The sequence below is a fragment of the Lysinibacillus sp. NPDC048646 genome (genome assembly GCF_050272295.1).
Taxonomy (GTDB): Bacteria; Bacillota; Bacilli; order Bacillales_A; family Planococcaceae; genus Lysinibacillus.
The window spans coordinates 1-23,907 of sequence record NZ_JBNNLZ010000024.1; the positions used below are offsets into that span (position 1 = coordinate 1).

Sequence of the window (23,907 nt, forward strand, 5' to 3'; positions counted from 1 at the left end):
AAAATAAAATAGCCGTATATCTGATAAAAAAATCAATGATATACGGCTATTCGTGATGCGTACCGAAAAGGTGCGCCTATTTTTTTATAATTCGGGCTTACGCGATATCCATTGCTTCTATTTCTTCATACAAAAGTATTATTTATTTCTGCATATCCCGATTCAAAAATAGATTTCCGCAGGGCATTAACTATAAAAGGCTTTTTACGGTTGGTGATTTTGATCTTCATATGAGCATTATTACAGACATGTTGAATTACTTTGGATAAATCTTTATAAATGTATTCTGCATCCTGCTTTGGTACACAAGAAGGAATTTTAGTTATATCGAAAACGAATTTCTTCTCCTTATCATACTTTATTTTGTCATAAGCATGAATCATATTTTTACAATCTTTTTTTTCAAACAGTACGACTTTATTTCAAAGACACAACGATCTTACTACCCACTTTTTATTTATCCCACACTCTCATCTGCTAGTACTACTATTTTTTATTACCAAATTAGCCGTTTCACTCGGATGGTTAATAGGAAAATGATGACCATATGGAACAAAATCAACCTTACCAAGATGCGAAGGAGCAGAATAGCCTCTGTCATAATCCCCCCAAATAATGCGAAGATTATACTTTGTTACTTCATTGAAATCACCTTGAACGTTTTTCAATAGTAAACTGTTAAGCTGAACCGTAGTATTTAAAATTCTAGGAGAAGTAAAACTGTTGCTTATTTTTTCAATATAATGTTCAGGGATGCTCTCCGTACTTTCAAATAAACCATTACTTAATAAATAACGCTCTATCAAATTAGTAGTTGCCAATTTCAATGTCCATTTGTTCATAAATTGAGGAACATTTATCGATTTAGCATTTCTTTTAGCAACAGGTGGCTGAAGTAAAGTAATTGTATACTTCTTATCTATGTACTTTTGTACTAATGCTTCCAAAAGAATATACGCACCAAATGAATGGCCAATTAGATGGGCACCATTAGTAGCTTTCTCCAATAACTTTTTCAATTCATTCAAATAGATATTTAAAAGATTTTTCTCTCGTTTAAAAGGAGAACGTCCCAAACCTGGAAGGTCCATGATCCATACAGGTCGACCCGTTTTTTCATGAAGCTCTTTCCCTAAAGGAAATAAATCCTCTCCATCACTCAATAAACCATGTAATAAAATAAACGGTTTACCCTCTCCTTGTGATTGGTAAATGGTAGTATTATTACATAATGTTCGTTTAAATAAATGACTGTGCTGGCCATTTTGATACATCATGCGATAATCCAGATCAGCTATTACGGCTGGGAAAAATTTCATTACATTTGTCTCCTTAAACCAATCTTCTCCCATAATCTTTTTCGCTGAACCATTTGAAAATGTTCGATTTGTAATAAAGTTTAGCCCATCAGCAGGAATTTGGGTTATTTTGCTTACGCCACTATTCATAAGTGCTTTCATAAATGGCAATGGGGCAGAAATTTTAGGTGCTGTCATATTCATACTTTCTGACATAGCATCTAATAATTCTGAAATATTCTGATCATGTTGTTTATCTTCAACAAGTGTATATGTTTGTATAGTTGGTTGCTCCAATCTGAAAACCTGCACAATAAACTTTGCTAGTTCATCGTTTGCAATAAGTGGTAATCTATATTCCTTACCTCCAGGAATCACTGGCATGAGCCCTTTTCGCATACTCATCACAAGCAAGCCTAAGCCTCCTGTTTGCTCCGTACTCCCTGTTTTACTACTACCAACTACAGTTGGTGGATTAATTACTGAAAGCGGATAACCTACTGTTGATGCCTGCTGACGGATATAAAGATCTGCTAAAAACTTTGTTCTCTCATATGGATTTTTTATTTTCAAAAAATTTTTTCCTTCTTTAAACACATCTATCGCAATCTTGCTATTTTTATCATCAAAGGGACTCATATAGCCTACAACATGAATAAATTGTTGCAATCCCTTCAATTGATGAATATTTTTAGCGAATTCACTAATATGTTGGGCACCATTCAAAAATACGGAAGCTGCCTCTTTGCTTGTCGCTTGAATATCCATGGGGCCTCCTGCGTGAATAATCACATCCGTTTTCAATACCCTCTCCTTATCTTCAGCACTTAGACCTAAGCCTATTTTCGTCAAATCACCTTCAATAAAGTGCATAACTGCCTCTTTTAAGATGCCTCTTTCTTGATAAATGCGTGTTGCTTTACTTTTCGATCTCACTAATAGAAGAATTGTAACATGCTCTTTGGCTAATTTCTTCACTAATTGCTTTCCAATAAAACCTGTTCCACCAGTTAAAAATACTGTTCTCATATAAATCCTCCTTTTAGTACTATTCAGTACTAATTTGATGTAAAAAAAATGCTTCTTTTATCGAAGCAAGTTAAAAAAATGATCTGCTGTTTTCATGATTACAGTTGCATCCTTCAGTGTTTCTGAAATAAATAGCGCTCCTTCAAGATTTGTAATAAAAAGAGATGCAACCTCGTCAATATTAATTGTCTTTCTAAATTCACCATTCTCTACCCCTTGTTTAAGTAATAGAGAAACTTTCGTTTGTAATCCTGCAAAAAAAAGACCTATTTTTTCTTTTACTTTTGTGGCATTTGTAGGGCTTTGAATATAAAGCGTAATAAATGGACAGCTCCCCTTATATTCTCTCGTCTGAACTCCTTGTGATAATTGCTTTAAAAACAGTTGGATACGATCTTCAACTAATAATTGGTTTTGAGATAGTAAGCCATCAATTGCAGATTGATACATTTCAATCCAATAATCAACGACCCCTTCCAACAATTCTTCCTTATTAGAGAAGTGATAATACACATTAGACTTTGAAACTTTGCTTACACGAACTAATTCATCCATGCTTGTATAAGCAAACCCTTTTTCTAAAAATAATGTTGCAGCTACTTCAATCACACGTTTTTGATTCATTAATTTTCCCCTTGTCATAATTAGTACTGTACAGTACTATAATAGGTGTTGCAAGTATTTTTTTTAGTTTAATAAAAAAATTGATCAAAAAAGCTATACTTTAATTGATTTTACTGCTAAAAATTAATCTCATTTTGAACAAAGTTGAACTGAATATACCCGACATAAAAATATCCAAGAAACTTATCATCTACTTGTAAATTATTAATAAAAGCCGAGAGTTGTTCAATCTCATCATCTCTTATAGTAAAATTGAACAAACGTAATAGCTCTTTAAAAGTATCTTCTGACAAATTTTTATAACTGCTCACTAAAGAGTTTAAATCAACTGGTTTTTTCAAAAAATCACCTTCACTTATATGATCTATAATGGTCCGATTGCTGAACTTAGGATTTCGGCATATCAAGTAAATAAATTGTATCAAACTTTTTTATAAATAATTATCTGACTTTATACAAAATGATCAATCATTAATTCAAAGCCAAATCTAGACTTTTATATCTTAATTAAAGCTCTATTCTTCGTATGTATTAAATATTTCATTAGCTATATTTAATACTAAGCGAACTTGGGCTGCACTTCTGTCTTCTAATAGATTTTGCAAGATCCAACTTCTACTTCAGTAAGTAATTGGATTCTATTTTGTGTCTCAATTTCTATACTTAAACGAGCACCTTAAAACTAATGCCTTTTCAGTCCGTAAATGCTTTGACGGTCTGTTTACAAACGCTATAAGAAAAAAACAGCCATACTAGATGTAACATAACACCTAATCCGGCTATCTTATTATTTCAATTTATTAGAAATTTATATTCTACAATTATATTTCAACCTCTGTTTCAGACAAATTCAATGCTTTTCCGCCCACCTTTACCTCAATAATTTCTTTCCCTTGAGTGGTTAACGCTATAACTATTTCTGAAGGTTTTTTCATAGAGTAACCTTGCTCAACAGATATATTAATAACACGTTCAGGTTTAAATTTACCATATTTATACAGATAACATGAAAGAGCACCATTGGATGTACCAGTTGCTGATTCTTCTGGAATTCCATATAAAGGTGCCAAATTTCTACAGTGAGCATTTGAATCCTTTAGTGATTCAAGGGTAAAAATATGATAACCAATGGTATTATATTTACTGCTGATATTTGTTACTTTTTCAAAATCTGGCTTTATAGAATTTAATATATCTAAGTTTCTAATCGGTACAAGAATATCCCTAAGACCAGTAGATACAATTTGCACTGGTAGATCCCCCAACATTTCATCTATAGTAATATTTAAGGAATCTGCAATTTCCTCCTTGTCTATTATTTCATAATAGCTTGGAGCATTTTGATCCATCATAATTGATAGGTCTTCCATTACTTCTACATTTAAAATTCCAGCCTTTGTTTCTTGAGAATATTTTCCTGGTTTAATATATCCTTGGCTTGAAAGTGTATAGAACGCTGCTATCGTTGCATGGCCGCAAAGATCAACCTCTTCATTAGGTGTAAAGAATCTAACCTTGAAGTCAGCAAGGTCTGACTTCATGACAAAAGCAGTCTCACTAAAACCGATGATACCTGCTATTTTTTTCATGTCCTCATCTGATAGATAATCAGCGCTAAGTACCACTCCGGCAGGATTCCCTCCCTCAATGGATTTTGCAAATGAATTTAATGTATAAACTTTTAACTTCATAATATGATCCCTCCAAATTGTATATCGATTTTATATTTGAACGAAATTCCATTTTAATCCTCCTGCTTATGTAAAAATTTATTTAAACTAATATTAACATTAAATCAAATTTTAAATTATTCATTATGTAACTAAACTGCTCTGTTAGTTTAAGTACATTCCTCCAAAATATTTAAAGTGATATTAACGTACCGGGTAGGCTGTCAAAGGCTCTTTTCACTTTGACTGGCTACCCGGTATGTGGAACACTCCAAAACGGACGTTGCGCAAAACAAAAAGTTAACTTGAAAATGTCTAAAGTCTTGACGTAGATCCATACTATCTTTCCCATAAATCTTTAGGATTTTATTATATGCACCTATACTATTTTCCTATTAAAAACAGAAAATGGATTTATAAAACTGATTCTATTAATAAATTCTTTGAACTTTTAACTAGAAAATCACTTATTAAATTAACACTATAAAGCATAATAGAACAAGAATATTTGATACGAATCATACATATATTGATTTTAGTATTTCATTAAAGCAGAAATCTATAATTATCCTAATGATGGAATTATAATATAAGCGAAAATTATCTATAAAGATAGGATGATGACAATTATTGAAAAATCGCTTCTTGCTATGGTTATTTTACGCGTATTGTCTGGAAGTATTGAAGTAAGTGCTGGATTGTTGATGCTAAAGTTTAATAGTTTAGAAAAAGCATTCTATATTAATACAATGCTTGCTTTGGTTGGTCCAACAGTTTTAATCGTAACGACTGCAATTGCATTATTTGGACTAGCTGATAAAATTCCTGTGACGAGAATCATTTGCCTATTTACGGGAATCACACTTATTTTTATTAGCTCACATGTTAAGTAATAATAAAGTATTCCTAAAAAAATAATAAAGTTAACGTGGGACAAATTTACTTAAAAATCTAACGGCTGCTTAATTACAACGTACATATCTATTTGTACTGCCCCTTACTTCACAAATCCAATTTACTTCTTTTGTTCACTTATATTCAATTCTGGGAAGTATTTCTCAACAAGAATTAGTACCTCTTCAATTACTACTTCCAATTCAAAAACACTGTGTTCTGGTTTTCTTAACAAAATATTGGTCATTCGATCATAGAGATTTTTAGGTTTGATTCTCATTTGTTCAATATTATACTGCATCCACTTAAATGCAGGATGATGCACATACCTGGATGATTCCTGTCTACATTATAGTCATTCCTGTTTTGCTTATATTTTTAATTGGACAGTTTACACCTGTAGTTAATACCTTTGAGTGCTATTAATTGTTACACTGAATATTTTATTCGTCTTAAGGAGAATCTAGATTAAACGATAATCAGTATTATTTAAACAAATAATTCCCTTTTGAACGATAAATTATGGGAAGAATCCGATAATTAGAAAGTTGTGACCAAGGTATTTATATTATGTAAACTAAAATTTTTTGGCGAAGTGGAGGGCTTGATTTCATTGCATTTGCGAGTGCATTATCCCTGGATAAAGTTTGAATGAATATATCTTTCCCATAAATATTTAGGATTTTATTATATGCATCTACGCTATTTCCTGCAAATAAGTCAGTCCCAATCCCACAAATCAGCTTTTTACAATAAATGTGAAGAATCCATTTTGAAAAAAGATTGATCAAATGGATTCTTTATCAGCAGATATTAGTTTCGTTTTTAAAAAAGTTTGATCATTTCGTAATGGTGTTGCTCAACAATCGCGCCCGATTGCTTAACAAGCACTTTAAATCCTCCTTGGAAATGCATTTCCATATTAGAAGACTTCAAAAAAAGATACTATAAAAAGGGGTATCTCTAGAAAAATATGGATTTACAACATTAAGAAATATACTGGATTTTATGCACACTAAACGGTACGCTATAATCGTGTAAATATTGATGTATCAAGTGTTTACGCTGCCTGCATAAAAAGTGGTATAAATAATGATCATAGAAAAAGCCGCGAAACGTTGATTTAACAACACTCGCTGCTTTTTGGTGTATTTCCAAACTTTCATTTGGGAACGTTTATTGAATTTATAATGTATATAGAAGTATAGACATTACAGTAATACTTCAAACAATTAATACAAAAGTACCTGTTTTTTTAAGCACATTTGAAGCCAACAGTTATCCAAAGTGATTATGAAAACACCAAACAACAAGAAACATACTCACTATCCCCCAAGCAGTGGTACTCCATATCCACCAAATTACGGATTTAGCTTTTGATGAATTTTCCTCGTCTTCCATATTTGCTTTTATAAAAGCGACCTTACTTTCCATATCTTTTTTCATAGAAGTGAGAACAACAAATCCAATTATTATGAAACCAATAGTTATCCAAAGTAATAGGTCCACCTTTGCACTCCCTTTATATAATTGAATTTCACAGCAATTTATTATAGTAATTAGATTCTACAAAGATAACAATAAAAATTGTGTTAATTCAAGTGTGTTTTAGTATATATAATACCCTGTGAAAGTAATGGTTATTCCAAAATTTTACATAATTACGTATTGAAATGATGAAACTTAAAGTTCCCAAAAGCGTCGTTTGGAAAGCTTTCTTCGTAGAGTCACCAAAGTCTGATTCGGGAACGTTATTAGGTTTATTTATGTATAAGTTATAAAACCTTGTTGCACTAAAGCCTCCGTTACTTTAAGTACATTGCTTTACAATCTTTAAGGAAGACTTAGCTTTTTTTGTGTTTCAAAACTACCCATGATACGACTTATGTAGTATTTTATATTTAAATAATTTTTACAAGTACAAATATTATGCGTATTTCATGTCAAATTCTTGTCTTGTCATTCCAAGCAAATACCATCATAATAGAATCCTTTGGTGAAAATGATACTTCTTAGTTGTCCCTCTTTTAGGAAACCTAACTTCTCATGCAAGTGCATCGATGGAGTATTAAAAGAATAAACAGTCGTATTCACTTTTTGATAAGAAAGCTCTAAAAAGAAGAAACGAAGAACCATAAGGATCATTTCTTTAGCGTACCCATTACGTCTGTATGGTTCAAATACAGCTAAATAATAATCGAAGGTTCCATTTTTTCGATCACAATCAAATGTTTCAATTATACCAACAATATTATTGTCTCTATCAACTGCAATAAAACGGAAATCATCGTTCTCTTCCAATTGTCCTTCTACCCATTCTCTCATTTTTTCAGCTGAACGAGGAAAATAAAGTGAGTCCATATTTCGTAGAATCTCATCATCTAATGATTCAAATATTATGATATCTTCAGGTTGAATAGCTCGTATTTTTTCCTGTCCAATAAGTAACTGCCATTATAACTTCCCCCCCGTTATTTTCTAGATATGTAAAGGTAGCGAGTTTGAAATACCCCCCTTTTTAACAGCATCTTTATTTTGTCCCCATTTATTTTCGAAAATAAGATGTTCTAAAGAACGTCTTTTTTCCCAATTAGCTAACTCTAAAATGGGCTTTTCTGGGTAATTTTCAGTATAACCGATTGATATAAGCGCAATGGGATCGATGTGTGGTGGTATTTCTAAAATGTCTCTAATATCATTCTTTTTATAAAAACTTACCCACCCCATCGCAAGTCCTTCAGCACAAGCTGCTAACCACATATTTTGAATAGCACAGGCTGTTGATAAAATATCTGTTTCAGGAATTGAATTTCGTCCTAATACATGGGAACCTCCTCTTGTAGGGTCACATGTAACACAAATAGTTATAGGAGCTTCTTTTAAACCCTCAATTTTTAAATCAAGGAATTTCATTTTTTTCTCCCCATCATAATGAATAGCTAATGCTCGGCTTTCTTTTTCTGCTGCCCAAGCCAATTTTTCTTTAATTTCGTCAGTGGAAATCAAAATAAAGTTCCAAGGTTGCATAAATCCTACTGAAGGTGCATGATGAGCTGCATTTAATATTCTATGTATAATGTTTTCAGGGATAGGAGTCGATAAAAAACTTCGAATATCTCTCCTATTATAAATAACTTTATAAATAGACTCTCTTTCTTCATTAGAAAACATAAATTTCTCTCCTTTTTCTTTATAAAAATGTTTATTTTTAATATTAAATGATTTTTCATTATTCTGCCACGTAAGTTGAAGTAATAATGCACCAAAGCGTGATTTGGGTGTGTTTGTACTTATCGTTGTATATCCGCATAAATCTGACTCCACCCCTTCTTACTTCGGATTAACATTCGTCAAACCGATTACCACATTTCCGTTCAGTTTCAAATATGGATGATTGCCCCATTCATAATAGACCGGTTTAAAGACACCTTTTGCAGATTTCACAATTGCCTTTGGCTTTTGAATCGATAGTCCTTCTAATAGCCAACGAAGCTCTTGCTGTGAAAGAGTTCATACTTCAGCGTGTTATCAATTTAATGTATTAAAAATGAACAAAGGATATAATTCATTAAATATCTCTAATGGGATAGGAATAATTGATTGGGATGAATTATTTATTTTACGGATTTGATTAGGGCTTAATTCAGATGTAACGAAGTTTATTCGTGGAAAATGTAACAGTTTTTCAATTACATCTAACGCCGAATCTAAATCTTCATCAAAATGCGCTTTTTATACTAGAAATTCAGATTCCATCTATAGCACCTCTTCTTTCCTTACATACCGTTAGAGCATTCTGAATAGTAATTAGTTGCATAAAATTAAAATATTTTTATTATTTTATTTTAACGTAGGTCTAGCTACAAAGCCGAGGTGCATCGCAAAAAGCCACAATCTATCGCTATTTGAAACAAGAGCAAACACAACACCTAATAAGGTTGTGCTTGCTCTTGTTTATTCATATTTGCCTTAACGTTGTAAATCCACATTTTTCTAAAGGGACCCCGTTTAAATCTAAACGCTTCAGCAATATTTTAAAACAGATTTATCAATTGTTCTAAATATTATGTAACTCAATTAAGAAGAGTCGAGCATACAAATTTGCACGTTCGACTCTTCAGGTATTCCCGTTCTAAAATCAATAATATATGCATTTATTCTTCAACCAACATGTATCTTGATTCTGTAACAACCAGCTAAATTTGTCACTCTAATGAATATTGGACAAATCTACATTAAACGATAATTAGCATTATTTAAACGAATAATCCCCTTATGAATGATAAATTATAGGAAGCTTTCGATAATATGAAAGTTGTGACCAAGGTATATATATTATGTAAACTAAAATTAATTGGCGTAGACAAGGGCTTAAATTAGTCAATTCCCCATAATATCTGTACTTTTTGTATATGGACAAGAATGTCCAGACAACTAAAATTACTATTGAGGAGAGGATAAAAGAAATCAATAAATATCAAAAAGCATAAGCTTTTTACGCCTATGCTTTTTAAAATTAATGCATCGTTATTCTTTTACAAGCTATTTTTGCTGCTGGAGTTCCAACACCAGCATCAAGTGCTGCATCTACTGATTCTCCCCAAGAACCACTGCTAGCCTTTATTTCGTTCCCTGCTGTAAAAACTCCCTCTGCTACAATTTTAACACAATCATAATAGTCTGGTTTAGGATTACTTTCAAGATACTGTGCAGCTAATTCGTCTGCTTTCTTTTGTATTGAAACTCGACCTTGTTCAGCCAATGAACTAAAAACACTCTCAGCTTGCCCACCAAAATGTACTATATCGTCGTTAATGTCTCGACCAGTACGATGTATATCTCCCATTTCAGATGACATATTTAGTCCTCCCAATCCTTGAAATTTGAACATGTTTTTAAGTTCACAAATATTTTCTCCAACTGAGATGAGTCTTATCCATCAACAACTATTTCTTTTTGGTTTATATAAAAAATTTAACATGTTTGTCCAGACATATTCTAAAGAATTCTTATTTCATGACTTTTCGGGTGTCCGTAGATTCATGTCCACAGACATTTTTATACTAACTCCAACCACGCAACACCTATGTGTTGTTACTGTTATCAGTAGTTTTTGATGTTGTCGTTGAAGAACAGCCTATAATTAGTAGCTGCACTTATTGTCACACATACAATTTTAAAAATTATAGGATTATAAAGCACCCTATCTACTATCAATCACTTCATTATGCTCCTGTAGTGCAGCTGGTTCACTAGTCCAGAAAACAAGAGAATTTTTATCAGTATCGACTGCTAACTACTGTGCTCAATAAACCAAATAGGCTTATATCCTTTTTTATGAAATCCTGTTCCCTGGCTTTGATAGTTTTTGCACCTGTCCTGTCAGTTGTGCGAGTAATTTCTGTTAAAACCGATAGAGCATATTTATGATTTTGTATCGTCACAACTAAATCAGGGATATGGTGTTGGACTACTGTGAGCGTCTATACCAATTTACTCGCCACTTTAAAGATGATGCGACGTGGAACTGACCAAGAGGACGCTTGTACATTCGAAAAAGTCCAGAATACGCTTCATTTAATCTTCCATCGTTTCTAAATAGCCTTGCTGTAAACATGTATCCGTCAGAAACTGCTTAATCCCCGTAGCAAATGACAATTCAATCGTGGTACTCGTAATGGCTAATATTTCACCTTCTCCAAAAATCACATGCTTTACTTTTGAGCCAACGATTAACGCTGACTCGGTTGTAATCGTCCGCTCATTACGGTATTGCTTCAGTGCTTTCCTCGGACTTTTCGGTGCTTTCTTTGGCAATTCCTGCGGGGAGACGATTTGTTTTAACGCCTTCATGAAAATCGATGGCACCACACTTGTTTTAAAGCGCTTACTATACGAAATTAATTCCAAATGGCGAATCGCACGCGTGATACCGACATAAAAGAGTCGTGTTTCTTCCTCGATTTCTTCTTCTGCCTCACTAGGTAAAATCCCCTCAATTAAGTCAATCAAATACACACGGTCAAATTCCAAGCCTTTTGAACCGTGCAATGTTGTCAGTGTAATTGCATTCAATTCATTTTTTATATGAGACGAACGTGCTAAATTTTCAAGTTGCTTCAAACGACCCGCAAATTCGGTCATCGTGGCCGTATGACGAGCAATTAAACCAAGTATATTCACAATATCTAATAAATTTTCATAATTAAAACCGAGTTTCTCACTCATTTTCTTTAAGGTACGCTCATAACCAAAGTCATAACGGATATGTTCTAGCATGGCTGTTGGCGTCGTTTTATCAAATTGAATGCTATCATACGTTTTGCGAATCCGCTTAATATATTCAGGCTGATAATCCTTTAACTCAACATGTTCTAACAACTGTGTGAATACACAGCCATCCTCCTGCACTTTCTGTAGCACCTTCAATTGCGTTGGTGTAATATAAGCATTCATTTTTCTGTAAACTTTTTCAAATACCGTGATATTTTTTGTATTGTACGCTAGACGCATGAAGTTCTTAATATCCTCCACGACCCAATGCGTGAAAAAGCGAATCGTGGAATCTTTCATATAGAAAGGCAAACCAGCTCTGTCAAACGCGTCCATAAGCGGAATAGCTGATGTATTATTTCGATATAAAATAGCCGTTGAGCTGCGCTTAGACAGATTTTTCAATTGGTCCACTAAATATTTGGCCTGTAAATTGTAATTCTCTAGGATTTTAAACGAGATTGGCTCTACTGCAGGATTTTCCGTAAACATTTGCTTGTTATAACGCTTTTTATTTCGCTGAATGAATATATTGGCTGGTTCTACAATGGTTGCAGATGAACGATAGTTTTGCGTCATAAGTAAAACATGCGCCTCCGGATATATCTTTCGGAAATTCAACAAATAATCTGGCTCTGCACCGCGCCAGCTGTAGATGGCCTGATCCTCATCTGCAACGACGCATAAATTTTGATGGACTGCGACGAGTTTCGCGATGATCGCATGTTGAACTGGCGATGTGTCCTGACTTTCATCCGTTAAATAATAATCGTAGCGGCGTTGATATTGCGCCAACACCTCTCGATTTTTCGTGAAAACATCATTCGCCATTAATAGCATATCGTCAAAATCAATTAACAAACGGTCACTACCTGTGCGTTTATATTCCTCATAACGCTGTAAAATCTCAACTTTTCTTGGCACCTTTACTTCTGCAATTGCCCATTCCTGTTCTGGCAGCATTTTATTTTTGATAAACGTTATGTACGTCAGTAGCTCGTCTAACTGATCTTCGGTAATTTTTGAGCCATTTAATTGTTCAAAAATCTCGCGAAGCACTCGTTTTTTTGAAACAACACCAGGTTTGTCCGATTCTTCAATGATGCCGTAAGAAATGCCATGACGTTCAAGTGTCTGCCGCACAACTTGAAATGCTAAACTATGAATCGTCGAAAAATCAACCGGTGGCAAATGCGGGAAAAACTTTGCAAAACGTGACTTCATATCACCGGCCGATGCCTTACTAAACGTGACAGCCTTTATGCGAGAAGGATTCACACCAAGCGCCTCAATCATATAGCCAATACGCATAATAATCGTCGTCGTTTTTCCTGAACCGGGAGATGCCAATAGTAACAGCGGGCCATTCGTTTGCAACACCGCCTGCGTCTGCACATCATTTAGACGAACACCAAGTGAACGCTCCTTTTCCTCAAAAAACGCTTTTTGCGCTCCATTCATATCAATTGCTCCGTTCTAAAAAGTCTATACTTTATTATACCAAATGATGAGGATTCATCCGAGGAAAGCCGCACAATATTAAAGCATAGAAAGCGTCAAATAGCGCCCACCTATTGTTCAGTGGGCGCCTCGTTTTATTAAATCTATATTTTAACGTCTTGGTATCCCACTTTTAAAGTTTTCCATATAAGGTACATAATATTCTTTACCATGTGGATCGTATCCATCGTGAGACATTTTTTCTACATATCCTTTAATATCCCATTTAATTGGTATTGCTCCGATCATTTCTTCGTTTCGTTCTACTTCTATACAATAAGGCAGGTGCCTTTCCATCCCCTCTGCTATTTCTTCTAATTCACTTTTTTTGAAAGGAGAACGATCCTCATCTGTAAGTACACTCTTATCTACTATAAAATCTACAAAAGCCAGATAGTTTGTAGATTTGTCATCGAAGTAAACTGCTCTTAATTGAAAATTTATTCGTTCGCTGTCAAGCTTAAAATTTTCAATAGTTTCATATATTTTTTCAATATCTTTAACACTTGAAAAATGCATATTAAGCCTTGATGATAGGTAGATAAAAACTCTCTTGTAATTAGCTGCCCAAAATGATGGTGAATTGGTGTTATGTATTCTCCAACCTACCCTGTTAGATTATTTAAATCGGCATCAGGACATGAAAAGCGTTGCTTCATCATTCATTTCAGCCACATGACGAATGGTATTTCCCCGAACAAACTTTAACTGTTTGAAAATGTAGTTTCCCATCCTAAAACCTCCTCAAATATTCATAATCAAATCCAAAAAGTTGGATATTTCCGATTACTTCGTAAATTATTGATTAACAAAGCGAAGAGAACAATCATCACAGAGCCAATTACAACAGGAGTGATTAAATAACTCCAACTGTACTCGCCAAACATAACAATGAGGGGATCTGCCCCTGCTGGTGGATGGGTCGTTTTTGTTATCATCATCATCGCAATAGCTAAGCCAACAGCTAATCCAATCGCCCAAGGTTCATCACCTAAAATATGATAGACAGTTAATCCAACGAATGTTGAAACAAAATGACCACCAATAATATTACGTGGTTGTGATAATGGCGCGTTCCAAACACCAAATACTAGAACACAACTTGCACCAAATGGAGCCATTAACCATTTGGCTGATGTCATATTTGTTAAAAGAACCAAAGCAAAGATAGTTAAAAATCCTCCGATTAGCGCAGTTATTGCGTCCTTTACATTTACCTGTAATGTACTCCTCCCTTTTCCCTTCATTTTTGATAAATAACGTACATTAGACAAATGTGTTTCTTCTTTCCTTGCTACTGTTTTCTGATCCATTATTTCCCCTCCCTTTATTTATATTTAACTTTATACAAAACAAACTAACCTGTCAAATAAACTTTAAAGGGTTAGTTTAAAAATGGATAAAAAAAGAACCAACTCCTCGAATAAGTTGGTTCTTTACCTATCATCAGATTTCCGATGCTGAAATCTGGCTACTTTTTTTCTATTTCCACATATTTTCATTGAACACCACTTTCGTCTTCCACTCTCATCAATAAATAAAAGGACGCATTCCGGATTTGAGCATCGTTTGAGGAAGGTAAGTTTATTTTCTTCAATTAAAGTTAAAGCATCAAAAGCAATCAACGATAGAAGAACATCCTCTACCTCTCCAACAGGAATGGGAGTCAGTTTTTGATTGATTAATCTATAAGTGAAAGGTGCTCTATCAATCTTTTTTTCTAAAAAATTGATAAATTCATCTTGAATGGTCTCTCCATCTGCTATTGATTCAAAACTATCTCTTAAAACGGCACGAATTTCTAGCACACATAATAATACCTGTCCTATTCTCTCCTTAACCTTTGAGTATAGCTTATCATCCCAAAAAAAGTTTTCTTGGTTAATTACATAAAGCCAGTCCAAAACATCCTCTTCCGATAACAATAAATCCTGACGCTGACCACGTCTTACTAGTTCCGTGTTTACTAAATCAAGAGAAGGATACCCTGATATAAGTGGGAATTTTTTTGTTTCAGTCATTTAGATAATCTCCTTTCTTCTAACCATTAAAGTATTAATTAATAGGTTACAAAATCATTATACCTCATTTCAATACAACTCAATAATTTTTCTCTGCTACGAAAGATAATAAAGTTCTTTCATGGGAGTTGAGTTATTGTAACAAAGCCAAAAATACATATAATAAAATATATTATGACTGCAATTGGTACTACAAGACTAAATAATAGTAGTTTTTTATTCTCTTTATTCTCTTTTAAAGCATATGGGTATCTTTTTTCCATATTCCTTTCATCCCTACGTTTTGGGCTGCTTTCCCTCATTTTCAGGATGGTCACCAATATAAACACCATGCTTTGGCGAAACATCAAGTTGTTTCAAAGCGCTCAAAAAGATATTGGTGGTCAGGCTTTTTTACTCCCTTCCATAGAAGCCTCATTTTCACCCTGCAACAATCACTCTACAAATATATAAATCAATAAACTGATTGTAAAAAATGCATAAGCAATCTGAATTATTATGTACATTGTGAATTCAAAGCTTGACAGTGTTCTTTGTTTTTTCGTTTTTGCCAGATGTCGAAAATAAAAAGAGGAACTAATAATTAGCACTCCTATTGAAATTGCACGTAAAACTTCTGCGAAGAATATCAAACAAATCAACTCCCTCATAATAAACTTCAATGAACTTATTATTTTTATACGGTTGAGATAAATATAAGTTCCAATTTCAATTAAATTTTTATCATATATTCCCAGCTTGTTTAACATACTTGTGCCATTAGTTGAACCACAGATAGTTGTTCTTATGTTAACTGCTTTCTGCAACTCTTGCCCCCGTATTAAAAGAAGCTGTTGCTCTAGTGAAAGATTCTTTATAACTTTTTTTGTGAACAATTTCTTCGGACCATCTATTTTAAACTCATTCCCTATTCACTTCTAAAAAAATCTTTAAACACTATTTTACATTAAAAATTAAACAACTATATTTTTAACCCCGTCCTAAATTTAGAACGGGGTTATGCTTGTTTGAGCTTTTAAAAATAACTTTATTGTCTTTTTACAATTTTCTCGGTATTGTAAGCGAGAAATTAGGCGTTTTCTTCAAAATGCCAGTCAGTGGTCGGTGTATTCTATAATAAATTATAGTCTAACCTTAACCTCAGTACCGTCCTTAGCTTTGACATCTACTAGCACGATCCCCTTGTAATTTTTCAGTTCTTTGATGATAGGCTTTAGCGTTTTTTTGTCTATTTGTGGAAACGTAAAGTCCAGTTTTTTTCTTTCGAAGTGTACTTTTGTCCATTTGTTTGCATTTTGCTGAATAAATTTTGACGATAAAATGGAAATAACAATATTTAACATAGCATATGGAACTGGGATGGTAAACCGAACGTCTTTTGCTTTCACTTTTACATGCATCATAAGCAAATCACTAATCAATGATGACCGAAACGGTATCCCCGTTTGCCGATTTAATATCAACAATTTGGCCATCTAATTCGTTTTCGATTGCTTCAATAATAAGGCTTATGTCTATATCTTTCACGTATTTTTCCGCTTGAGGAATACTCGCTGCGATGCTGTGTCCAGCCATTAATACGACCTTGACAAGTTTTATAGGCACATTGACCATGACGTTATCATTTTCGACTGATACAACACGTATTTTTAATGTTTTATCTAAATATTTAGTCGGTTTTTCAAAAAGCTTACTACCTGTTTCTTCTTTCTCTTTTAATACTTGAATCAGTTCTGCTCCCTTATCTGCATCAATCTTCCCTTCTTGAACCATTGTTAACACTCTTGTAATTTCCTCTTTCATGATAAATGCCTCCCTATTCCTGTTTTAAGAGCTTAATGGCTTCTTCTGGTGTGATTTCGCCATTTTCCAACATGGTGACAACTTTTTTCTCGTCTACTTCATTTTTCTTCTTCTGCGCATATCCAAGGGATGAAATGATGTCCGTTAACTTGCCTCGAACCGTTGGATATGAAATCCCCAGTTCCTTTTCAACTTCTTTGATATTCCCTCTGCATGTTAAAAATACTTCCACAAAATGAAGCTGATCCTTTGATAAGGATGCCAGCTTAGATAATTCAAACTCATTTTCAATCGTAGTGTGACAATGGGAGCACTGTAATTTTGTAATTTTCAATGTTTTACTGCAGACAGGACAATTTGTGATTACTTTATAAGCCATAATGGAATTCCTTTCTTTTAGTTGATTCGATTATATAACAAGAAATCAAAAATTTAAATAAAAAAATTAATTTTTTCATTTAAAAAATCAATAATATTAATTTGTTGTTTAATATTATTGATTATTCGTTTTCGTTAGTCTTTTTTCTCAAGACTCTATTAGTATAGGTTGCTGCTCCTTGATGTAACTAAATAGAATATTCATTTTTTTGAATTAAGCAGGTATTTTTTAACAATGTGAAGAAGTAACTTAATATGGGGATATATTCAATTCAACGATAATAGAAGGAAGAAAAAGAGTAATAAGAGGTGAAGATAAGGTGAAAATAAAAACAATTTTGTTTTTAATTATTTGTTCTATATGGTTAAAGTATTCGGTGAAGTAGATGTCAAAATAGATCCGCAATAATTGCAGCCAGTTAAAGTCTCAATCTGTTCTAAAATACCCTTCATCAGTGGCGTTTGATCCTCCACTAAACCATAATGTTTCCAAGTTCAATCACTTAACTAACTTTATTTTTTCCCTCCATTACATTAGAACTATAAGTATTCTAAAATGACATCCGTATATGCAGTATTTAATCTAAAAAAATAAACAGTAAGCTAACATTGGAAACGTTAACTACTGCTCATAATTATAGTATAGATTACCTTATTTTCATAAAAAGTCATTGGCTTCGACGAGAACACTCGTGACTTCAGTCGTGAGAGGTTCAAGTTATTAGTAATATCATGCTAGACTTTTTTTCTTAATCACAATTTCCGCTATGGTTAAATTAATAATCCAGCTTAGCCACACTGCAATTGTATAGGCAAAACCATAGGAAAGATTTAATCCATTATGTGTAACTGCCACAATAATATAAATGATTGTATTGGCAAAAGAGAGAAAGAAACTACGAGTAATCCATTGACTATGTCGTACAATGTCTTTTCTTTTAATAAATTTATAACCGAGTACTGTTGTTATCAGCCAGAGTGTATTTAAAATAAAAAATCCGATTGTACTTAGCCATCCCCCTGTTGCAAATAGAGAAACATATATACCGGGAATAAAGTTAAATACAATTGAGAGGATATAGATTCGACCATTATAACGATGAAATAATAATCGTTTATTCCGTAAACCTTTCATCATTCCTACTGGTCCTGTCAATAAAGCAATGACAGCTAGAACAATATGTATACGTAACATGACAGCCCAAACTGTTGGATTAGAGATGATTTCATCCTTTTTCTTTAGGAACTTTTCAAAATTGGGATCCACCATAAAATTTTTCGATAATGTATGCATGATCCACATAAAAGCAATGATAAATAAACCGATTACAAGTATTTTTTGTTTTCTCATAAGTAGCCCCCATACAAATAGTATAAATTAAATTTGACGCTATTTTAGCAATTTTATAAACTTGCTAAAATAGCCCCAAAAATAGTGATGATTCCACTGCTCTTGTAATAAAAGAACTTCTAATAATATCGTCCATACTGGAAGTAAGTTAATATAAGGTGCTGCACGTCCTACACAACGACCTTTACACACAGTTCATTCCTTGCTTCTTCAATGAAAGTCAAACAATTGGCATTGTTTACATGTCCTAAAGAGTCGTATTGGCTAAACCGTACAATCATTTCATGTTTAAACATACTACATCTCCTTTTTAAATACTTATTTTGTTAAACAGAGTGTTTTCTATCCTTACTGACATTTTGCGCAGGAAGGAAAAATGTCAGGATTGCGTCTAGCTAAAAAATTTCTTGGATTAAAGATTCTTGTTTTCATAGTTTACTATCACCATTCTTATCTTTTACTTCCCTCACAATCCTTTATCGTGGAATGATAAAAACATATCATTTAAAATAGTGCTATTTTGTTATAATTAGAGTTCTGCAATTGAATATAAAACAGCAGAACCACTAATTTTTACTCTGTCCCCGAAGTATTTACAGTATAGTGTTCCACCACGTTTAGAAAGCTGTTTAGCAATCATTTCGTTTTTTCCTAGTCGCTTTGCCCAAAAAGGAGTTAAGCTACAATGTGCTGAGCCACAAACTGGATCTTCGTTTACCTGTAACTTTGGCCAAAAAGCTCTGGATACAAAATCAACTGCTCTTCCCTTTGCAGTCACAAAAACTGCAAGTCCTTCTGGAAATTGCGCTAATTTAGCAAAATCGGGGGATAAATTAGAGGTTCAAGGAAGAACTTTTTGAAAGACCATTTTGAAGAAGCGCCCCATTATAAATGAACATACTCACAATGTTACATTTCCATTGTAAAATGACAACAATTTCATTTGTTTTTTGACCTTAAAAATGTAAAACCCCCGTTCTAATAATAGGACGGGGTTAACATATAGTTGTTTAATTTTTGAAATAACACTTCACCGGTCTTGTGTCGTTTAGAAACTAGGTTCTTTCGTCAAAACGTTACTTCTGCTCTATCATCTGAATAAGATTTCCGCATGTATCATCGAAGATAGCTAGTGTGATTGCGCCCATTTCTGTTGGCTCCATAGTAAACTTTACGCCTTTTTCTACTAGTCGTTTGTACTCTTTACGAATATTTGCAACCCCAAACATTGTTACTGGAATGCCATCAGCAAATAACTTCTGTTGATACTCTTTGGCAGCAGGGTGATCATTAGGTTCGAGTAAAAGCTCGGTACCGTCTTGTTCATCAGGAGAAACAAGCGTTATCCACCTATATGCTCCGCTGGGAACGTCATGCTTTTTTACAAAGTCCAACGTTTTTGTATAAAACTCTAATGCTTTGTCTTGATCTTGAACGAATATACTAGTAATAATGATTTTCATCATGTCTTGGCCTCCTTTGATATTGGCGATGTGTGGTTATCTTCTAACAATCTGGCTACAAATAGAAAAACTCATACATTCGTCATACGTTATAAAATTAATCTACCCATCCTTTCAGTAAATTTTTAAGTAGTTCTCTGTTAAACAGAAGTACCCGATATTTTCCCTTTCGTTTTGATAATACGAGCCCTGCATCTTCCAATGTATTAAGATGTTTTGCGATTGCCTGTCGTGAAATGGAAAGGTTGTATTTCATAACGAGACGTGCCGTAAGTTCATACAACGTTAGCTCGTTGCGTTCAGAAAGTTCATCTAAAATAAGCCGCCGAGTCGAGTCGCCAAGTGCTTTGAATATAACATCTTTGTCCCCATCCATATGTCGATTACATGCAACTATACGGTTGCTTGTCTAACATAAGTAACTGTAGAGTTGCGTGATAAAGGAACCGTATTATGCAATCTTAACAAGTTATAGTCATATAATTGTAGTTTGAATCATTATAAAAATATAAACTGAATTTCAACAAAAAAGTGCATTAATCCTGATTGGATCAACACACTCGTAATTTTTTATCACTTCTGCACAAAACCTAAACCTTTAACTTTTTGAATTGGGTAATATTACAATTTTTTCCTCTGTAATTTGTTCCTTTGCTGTATTTCTTTTTAAAGCAGACCCTAATATTGTTACCATGCTTACGAATCCAATCCATGTAAGGACAGCTACAGGATTGTTCCAAGTCAATCCTTTGCCAAAGAAGAATAATTCTCGGAGACCTTCTACCATAAATCGCATTGGTAACCAAGAATAAATCCAATTTTTGTAAAACGATGACATCATTTCAGGAGGCAATGCAAGTAATGGCCCCCCAAAGAATAGCATTAAGGCAAATATGGCTATCCCCTTAATTCCAAACCAAGAAACAACTGCAGATATTAATAAAAAGAAACTAAAAGATGTAATAGTTAAAAATAAGGCTGTGTCCATAAACATAGGAATATTGATTCCTACCATTCCATCTACTATCCAAGTAATTCCAAATCCCACAACAAAGGCAGTAATTGCCCCTATAAAAATTTGACTAATCTTTGTAGCAAGATTCTCTTTTCGAGTACTAATTGGTATTTTGCTTACGGCAATAAAGACAATGGCTGCACTAGCCATACTAGCCATCCATAATGGTTGGAATAAAGAAACGGGAGCATTGCCGTTTGCACTGTTTTCTCCGATTTCATTCACATTCGTGACAACTTTTGATATAGGTGTCACGAAGGTTGATGCCTGTTCTACTGTTAATGTTACGCCTTGTGCTTCAAATCCTGTTAGTAGTTGCGTACGAACATTATTGTTCATATTATCAACTACTCCGTTGAGAATTTGTCCTGCCATTGTTGATGCCGCTGTATTCATTCCCTGATTGATAAATATCTGTACTTCAGGTGAAGAAGGTTCTGGTGTACTTAAAGATGCTTGCTTTGCACTAAAATCTTTAGGTATCACTAATGCTGCATAGTACTTTTGATTATTTAAACCTTTTTGTACTTCTTCTATATTTTTTACTTTCACCCACTTTACAGCAGGGTCTTCATCCTTCGTTGTTTCAGAAGTAGTTTGTATCATTTCAACGATTGTTTTTCCCATATTCAATTTTGGTTGATTCGGAATTTCTACTCCTTGATCCTCATTTACGATTGCAATTGGCAAATTTTTCGGTTTAGGTTGTACAGATGGAAATAAAGTTAGTGAAAAGATAAATATAACTGCCAAGGCAATGATAGGTGTCAACCATACCAATTTGTTTTTGAACATAACTTCTTTTCCCCTCTCCTACTTAAAATATACAATCAAATAACTTGTTGATAATTTATTTCGGTAGTTAAAAATAAATCTTAGCTACTAATTTTTAAAGCGGTAAATCTTTTTGCTGAAAAACACGAATACCAAGTGCATAAAGTACTATACCTATACCAATAAGCATAATAAATTGGATTGCTATACTATCTCCATTTAAAATTGCATCTGTATCGAAAAGCGTATTCAATGATATATATTTAATCCCTTCAAGACTCTTACTTATTTGTGCCATTAGGTGGAACAGAAAGAAAGCGATTGGTATTCCAGCACCGAGAGCTAATGAATTCTTTGTTAAATTGAACAAACAAGAAAAGAAGAAAGAAATGCCACTAATTGCGAACATTAATAAAAATAAACCTAAGTTAAGCATAAGAAAATCTGAAATACTAATATCTACATCGCTTTGAAAAATTTGAATTGACGCAAGACCCAAACTAGTTACAACGACAAACATCATCATAAGCGCAACAATCAAATAAAAAGCTTGTGTACGGACAACAGTGCTTCTTTTAATAGGTGTAGACAGCAAATAAGCCATTGATCCTCTATCAACTTGTGATGCTATTAGACTGTTTGCAGTCATAATGATAAAAATGACTGGCAGAAGGACACCATGTAATGAATAGAAAGTAGAAGCAAGCATGCCAAGGAACGTCGTATTTTTCAGCATATCCCCAAGTGCTGTATCCTTTATCATATCTGTCACGCCAGATATCGTAGTTGGTTCAAAAACGGCAATCATCACAGCAAGCATAACACTTGTTATTACTGTGAAGATAATCCATAACTTAAAATTCGCTTTTAATGTTTGTTTAAAAATAGTTTTACTTAACAATCATTTCTCCTCCTCTTAATACAAACTATTAAAATATTTTTCCAGCGTATATTTAATTTCTGAAATGAACTTAATATTGTAATTTTTTAACGTTTTAAAGAACATATTAATTTGGCTATCATGCACATTTAGTATTACTTGATTCAGACTTTCACGTTTATCTGCAAAATCAAATGGCTCAGCTAAAAATTTCTTATAGTCCTCATGCGAAGTAAACTCGATTTTATACACCTTATTTTCATTGTATTTAATCTCTTTTGTAGATTTAACGGAAATAATTTTCCCATCTTTTATGAGCGCAACTTTATCACATGTATGTTCGACTTCATCAAACATATGACTCGACATGAAAATCGTTTTTCCTTTTTCCTTTTGTTCATCCAAAATATTTATAAAGACCTCTCTCATAAGAGGGTCCAGTCCAGTTGTCGGCTCGTCAAAAATCAAGATATCAGAATCAGCCATCAAAGCGGCAACAATAGCTGTTTTCTGTTTCATACCTTTGGACATTCTTTTTAAATTTGCAGTAGGATCAAGCTGTAACTTTTTAATAATTGACTCTGCATAAGACATATCTGTCAGCCCTAACAGTTCCGCCTGTCTTTTGAGAAACTCTGTTCCTGTTGGCGCGTCAGTAAATGCAATTTCTCCTGGAATGTAGCCAATCATTTTTTTTATTTCGGCTGAATCTTTCCAACAATCCATTCCATTAATGGTTGCACTGCCACTTTGCGGTTTTAAAAATCCCATCATATGACGGATTAAAGTAGTCTTACCTGCTCCATTCGTTCCAACGAAGCCAAAAACTTCACCTTTTTCGATTGAGAGACTGACATCAAATATACCCCGTCCTTCCCCATAATCTTTGGTCATATTTTTTATCTCAATTAACGGCACTTTGTTTGCCCCCTCC

General features: G+C 33.6%; 22 protein-coding genes and 3 pseudogenes. 1 reads left to right on the forward strand and 24 read right to left on the reverse strand.

All coding sequences use genetic code 11. From position 1 onward, the window contains the following. Positions 1–470: 470 nt before the first annotated feature. The 4 genes from ACQKII_RS19750 to ACQKII_RS19765 all read right to left on the reverse strand — a co-directional run bounded on the left by ACQKII_RS19750 (position 471) and on the right by ACQKII_RS19765 (position 4,642). Positions 471–2,327, reverse strand: coding sequence for an alpha/beta fold hydrolase (locus ACQKII_RS19750; RefSeq protein WP_427462193.1), 1,857 nt, complete (start codon positions 2,325–2,327; stop codon positions 471–473). A gap of 57 nt (positions 2,328–2,384) precedes the next feature. Next, positions 2,385–2,951 (reverse strand): TetR/AcrR family transcriptional regulator, encoded by a 567-nt coding sequence (locus ACQKII_RS19755; protein ID WP_036130195.1) that lies wholly within the window; start codon positions 2,949–2,951, stop codon positions 2,385–2,387. Positions 2,952–3,067: 116 nt separating this feature from the next. Continuing rightward, the gene (locus ACQKII_RS19760; protein ID WP_427462194.1) at positions 3,068–3,292 is read right to left on the reverse strand and encodes a hypothetical protein; all 225 of its coding nucleotides are present in this window, start codon (positions 3,290–3,292) and stop codon (positions 3,068–3,070) included. A gap of 480 nt (positions 3,293–3,772) precedes the next feature. Continuing rightward, positions 3,773–4,642 (reverse strand): PhzF family phenazine biosynthesis protein, encoded by an 870-nt coding sequence (locus tag ACQKII_RS19765; protein WP_427462195.1) that lies wholly within the window; start codon positions 4,640–4,642, stop codon positions 3,773–3,775. 596 nt (positions 4,643–5,238) lie between these two features. Between ACQKII_RS19765 and ACQKII_RS19770 the strand changes: the two genes are divergently transcribed. Continuing rightward, entirely contained in the window at positions 5,239–5,514 is a 276-nt protein-coding gene (locus tag ACQKII_RS19770) for a YqhV family protein (protein ID WP_427462196.1), read from the forward strand. 122 nt (positions 5,515–5,636) lie between these two features. Here the strand turns inward: ACQKII_RS19770 and ACQKII_RS19775 are convergent. The 20 genes and pseudogenes from ACQKII_RS19775 to ACQKII_RS19870 form a co-directional block, all read right to left on the reverse strand. Further along, positions 5,637–5,843, reverse strand: a pseudogene (locus tag ACQKII_RS19775) (DUF4037 domain-containing protein); the annotation flags it as partial. 950 nt (positions 5,844–6,793) lie between these two features. Next, positions 6,794–7,024: a hypothetical protein gene (locus ACQKII_RS19780; protein WP_427462197.1), complete on the reverse strand. Its 231-nt coding sequence runs from the start codon at positions 7,022–7,024 to the stop codon at positions 6,794–6,796. 418 nt (positions 7,025–7,442) lie between these two features. Then, positions 7,443–7,970, reverse strand: a pseudogene (locus tag ACQKII_RS19785) (GNAT family N-acetyltransferase). Positions 7,971–7,993: 23 nt separating this feature from the next. Beyond that, positions 7,994–8,686: a 5,6-dimethylbenzimidazole synthase gene (bluB, locus tag ACQKII_RS19790; RefSeq protein WP_427462245.1), complete on the reverse strand. Its 693-nt coding sequence runs from the start codon at positions 8,684–8,686 to the stop codon at positions 7,994–7,996. A 1,345-nt stretch (positions 8,687–10,031) separates the two neighbouring features. Continuing rightward, positions 10,032–10,373, reverse strand: a complete 342-nt coding sequence (locus ACQKII_RS19795; RefSeq protein ID WP_427462198.1) for a hypothetical protein — start codon at positions 10,371–10,373, stop codon at positions 10,032–10,034. A 719-nt stretch (positions 10,374–11,092) separates the two neighbouring features. Further along, positions 11,093–13,249, reverse strand: a complete 2,157-nt coding sequence (locus ACQKII_RS19800) for an ATP-dependent helicase (protein ID WP_427462199.1) — start codon at positions 13,247–13,249, stop codon at positions 11,093–11,095. 150 nt (positions 13,250–13,399) lie between these two features. Next, complete coding sequence (locus ACQKII_RS19805; protein ID WP_427462200.1) at positions 13,400–13,807, reverse strand: hypothetical protein; 408 nt, start codon at positions 13,805–13,807, stop codon at positions 13,400–13,402. Between the two features lie 239 nt (positions 13,808–14,046). Further along, positions 14,047–14,601, reverse strand: a complete 555-nt coding sequence (locus ACQKII_RS19810) for an HPP family protein (RefSeq protein WP_427462201.1) — start codon at positions 14,599–14,601, stop codon at positions 14,047–14,049. Between the two features lie 123 nt (positions 14,602–14,724). Then, a complete protein-coding gene (locus ACQKII_RS19815; protein ID WP_427462202.1) occupies positions 14,725–15,309 on the reverse strand; it encodes a CGNR zinc finger domain-containing protein in 585 nt (194 codons plus the stop codon). A 1,121-nt stretch (positions 15,310–16,430) separates the two neighbouring features. After that, on the reverse strand, positions 16,431–16,712 hold the full coding sequence (locus ACQKII_RS19820) for a hypothetical protein (protein ID WP_427462203.1): 282 nt from the start codon (positions 16,710–16,712) through the stop codon (positions 16,431–16,433). A gap of 10 nt (positions 16,713–16,722) precedes the next feature. After that, positions 16,723–17,112: an SHOCT-like domain-containing protein gene (locus ACQKII_RS19825; protein ID WP_427462204.1), complete on the reverse strand. Its 390-nt coding sequence runs from the start codon at positions 17,110–17,112 to the stop codon at positions 16,723–16,725. 13 nt (positions 17,113–17,125) lie between these two features. After that, positions 17,126–17,491, reverse strand: a complete 366-nt coding sequence (locus tag ACQKII_RS19830) for a DUF2089 domain-containing protein (protein ID WP_427462205.1) — start codon at positions 17,489–17,491, stop codon at positions 17,126–17,128. Between the two features lie 729 nt (positions 17,492–18,220). After that, the gene (locus tag ACQKII_RS19835; RefSeq protein ID WP_427462206.1) at positions 18,221–18,841 is read right to left on the reverse strand and encodes a DUF2306 domain-containing protein; all 621 of its coding nucleotides are present in this window, start codon (positions 18,839–18,841) and stop codon (positions 18,221–18,223) included. Between the two features lie 170 nt (positions 18,842–19,011). Continuing rightward, on the reverse strand, positions 19,012–19,137 hold the full coding sequence (locus tag ACQKII_RS19840) for a hypothetical protein (protein WP_427462207.1): 126 nt from the start codon (positions 19,135–19,137) through the stop codon (positions 19,012–19,014). A gap of 233 nt (positions 19,138–19,370) precedes the next feature. Then, positions 19,371–19,676, reverse strand: a pseudogene (locus tag ACQKII_RS19845) (PhzF family phenazine biosynthesis protein); the annotation flags it as partial. A 241-nt stretch (positions 19,677–19,917) separates the two neighbouring features. After that, on the reverse strand, positions 19,918–20,304 hold the full coding sequence (locus ACQKII_RS19850) for a VOC family protein (protein ID WP_427462246.1): 387 nt from the start codon (positions 20,302–20,304) through the stop codon (positions 19,918–19,920). Positions 20,305–20,401: 97 nt separating this feature from the next. Beyond that, positions 20,402–20,680 (reverse strand): ArsR/SmtB family transcription factor, encoded by a 279-nt coding sequence (locus ACQKII_RS19855; RefSeq protein ID WP_427462208.1) that lies wholly within the window; start codon positions 20,678–20,680, stop codon positions 20,402–20,404. Positions 20,681–20,902: 222 nt separating this feature from the next. Further along, positions 20,903–22,114 (reverse strand): YhgE/Pip domain-containing protein, encoded by a 1,212-nt coding sequence (locus ACQKII_RS19860; RefSeq protein WP_427462209.1) that lies wholly within the window; start codon positions 22,112–22,114, stop codon positions 20,903–20,905. Between the two features lie 94 nt (positions 22,115–22,208). Next, complete coding sequence (locus tag ACQKII_RS19865; RefSeq protein ID WP_427462210.1) at positions 22,209–22,994, reverse strand: ABC transporter permease subunit; 786 nt, start codon at positions 22,992–22,994, stop codon at positions 22,209–22,211. A gap of 15 nt (positions 22,995–23,009) precedes the next feature. Next, positions 23,010–23,891 (reverse strand): ABC transporter ATP-binding protein, encoded by an 882-nt coding sequence (locus ACQKII_RS19870; protein WP_427462211.1) that lies wholly within the window; start codon positions 23,889–23,891, stop codon positions 23,010–23,012. Positions 23,892–23,907 lie beyond the last annotated feature (16 nt).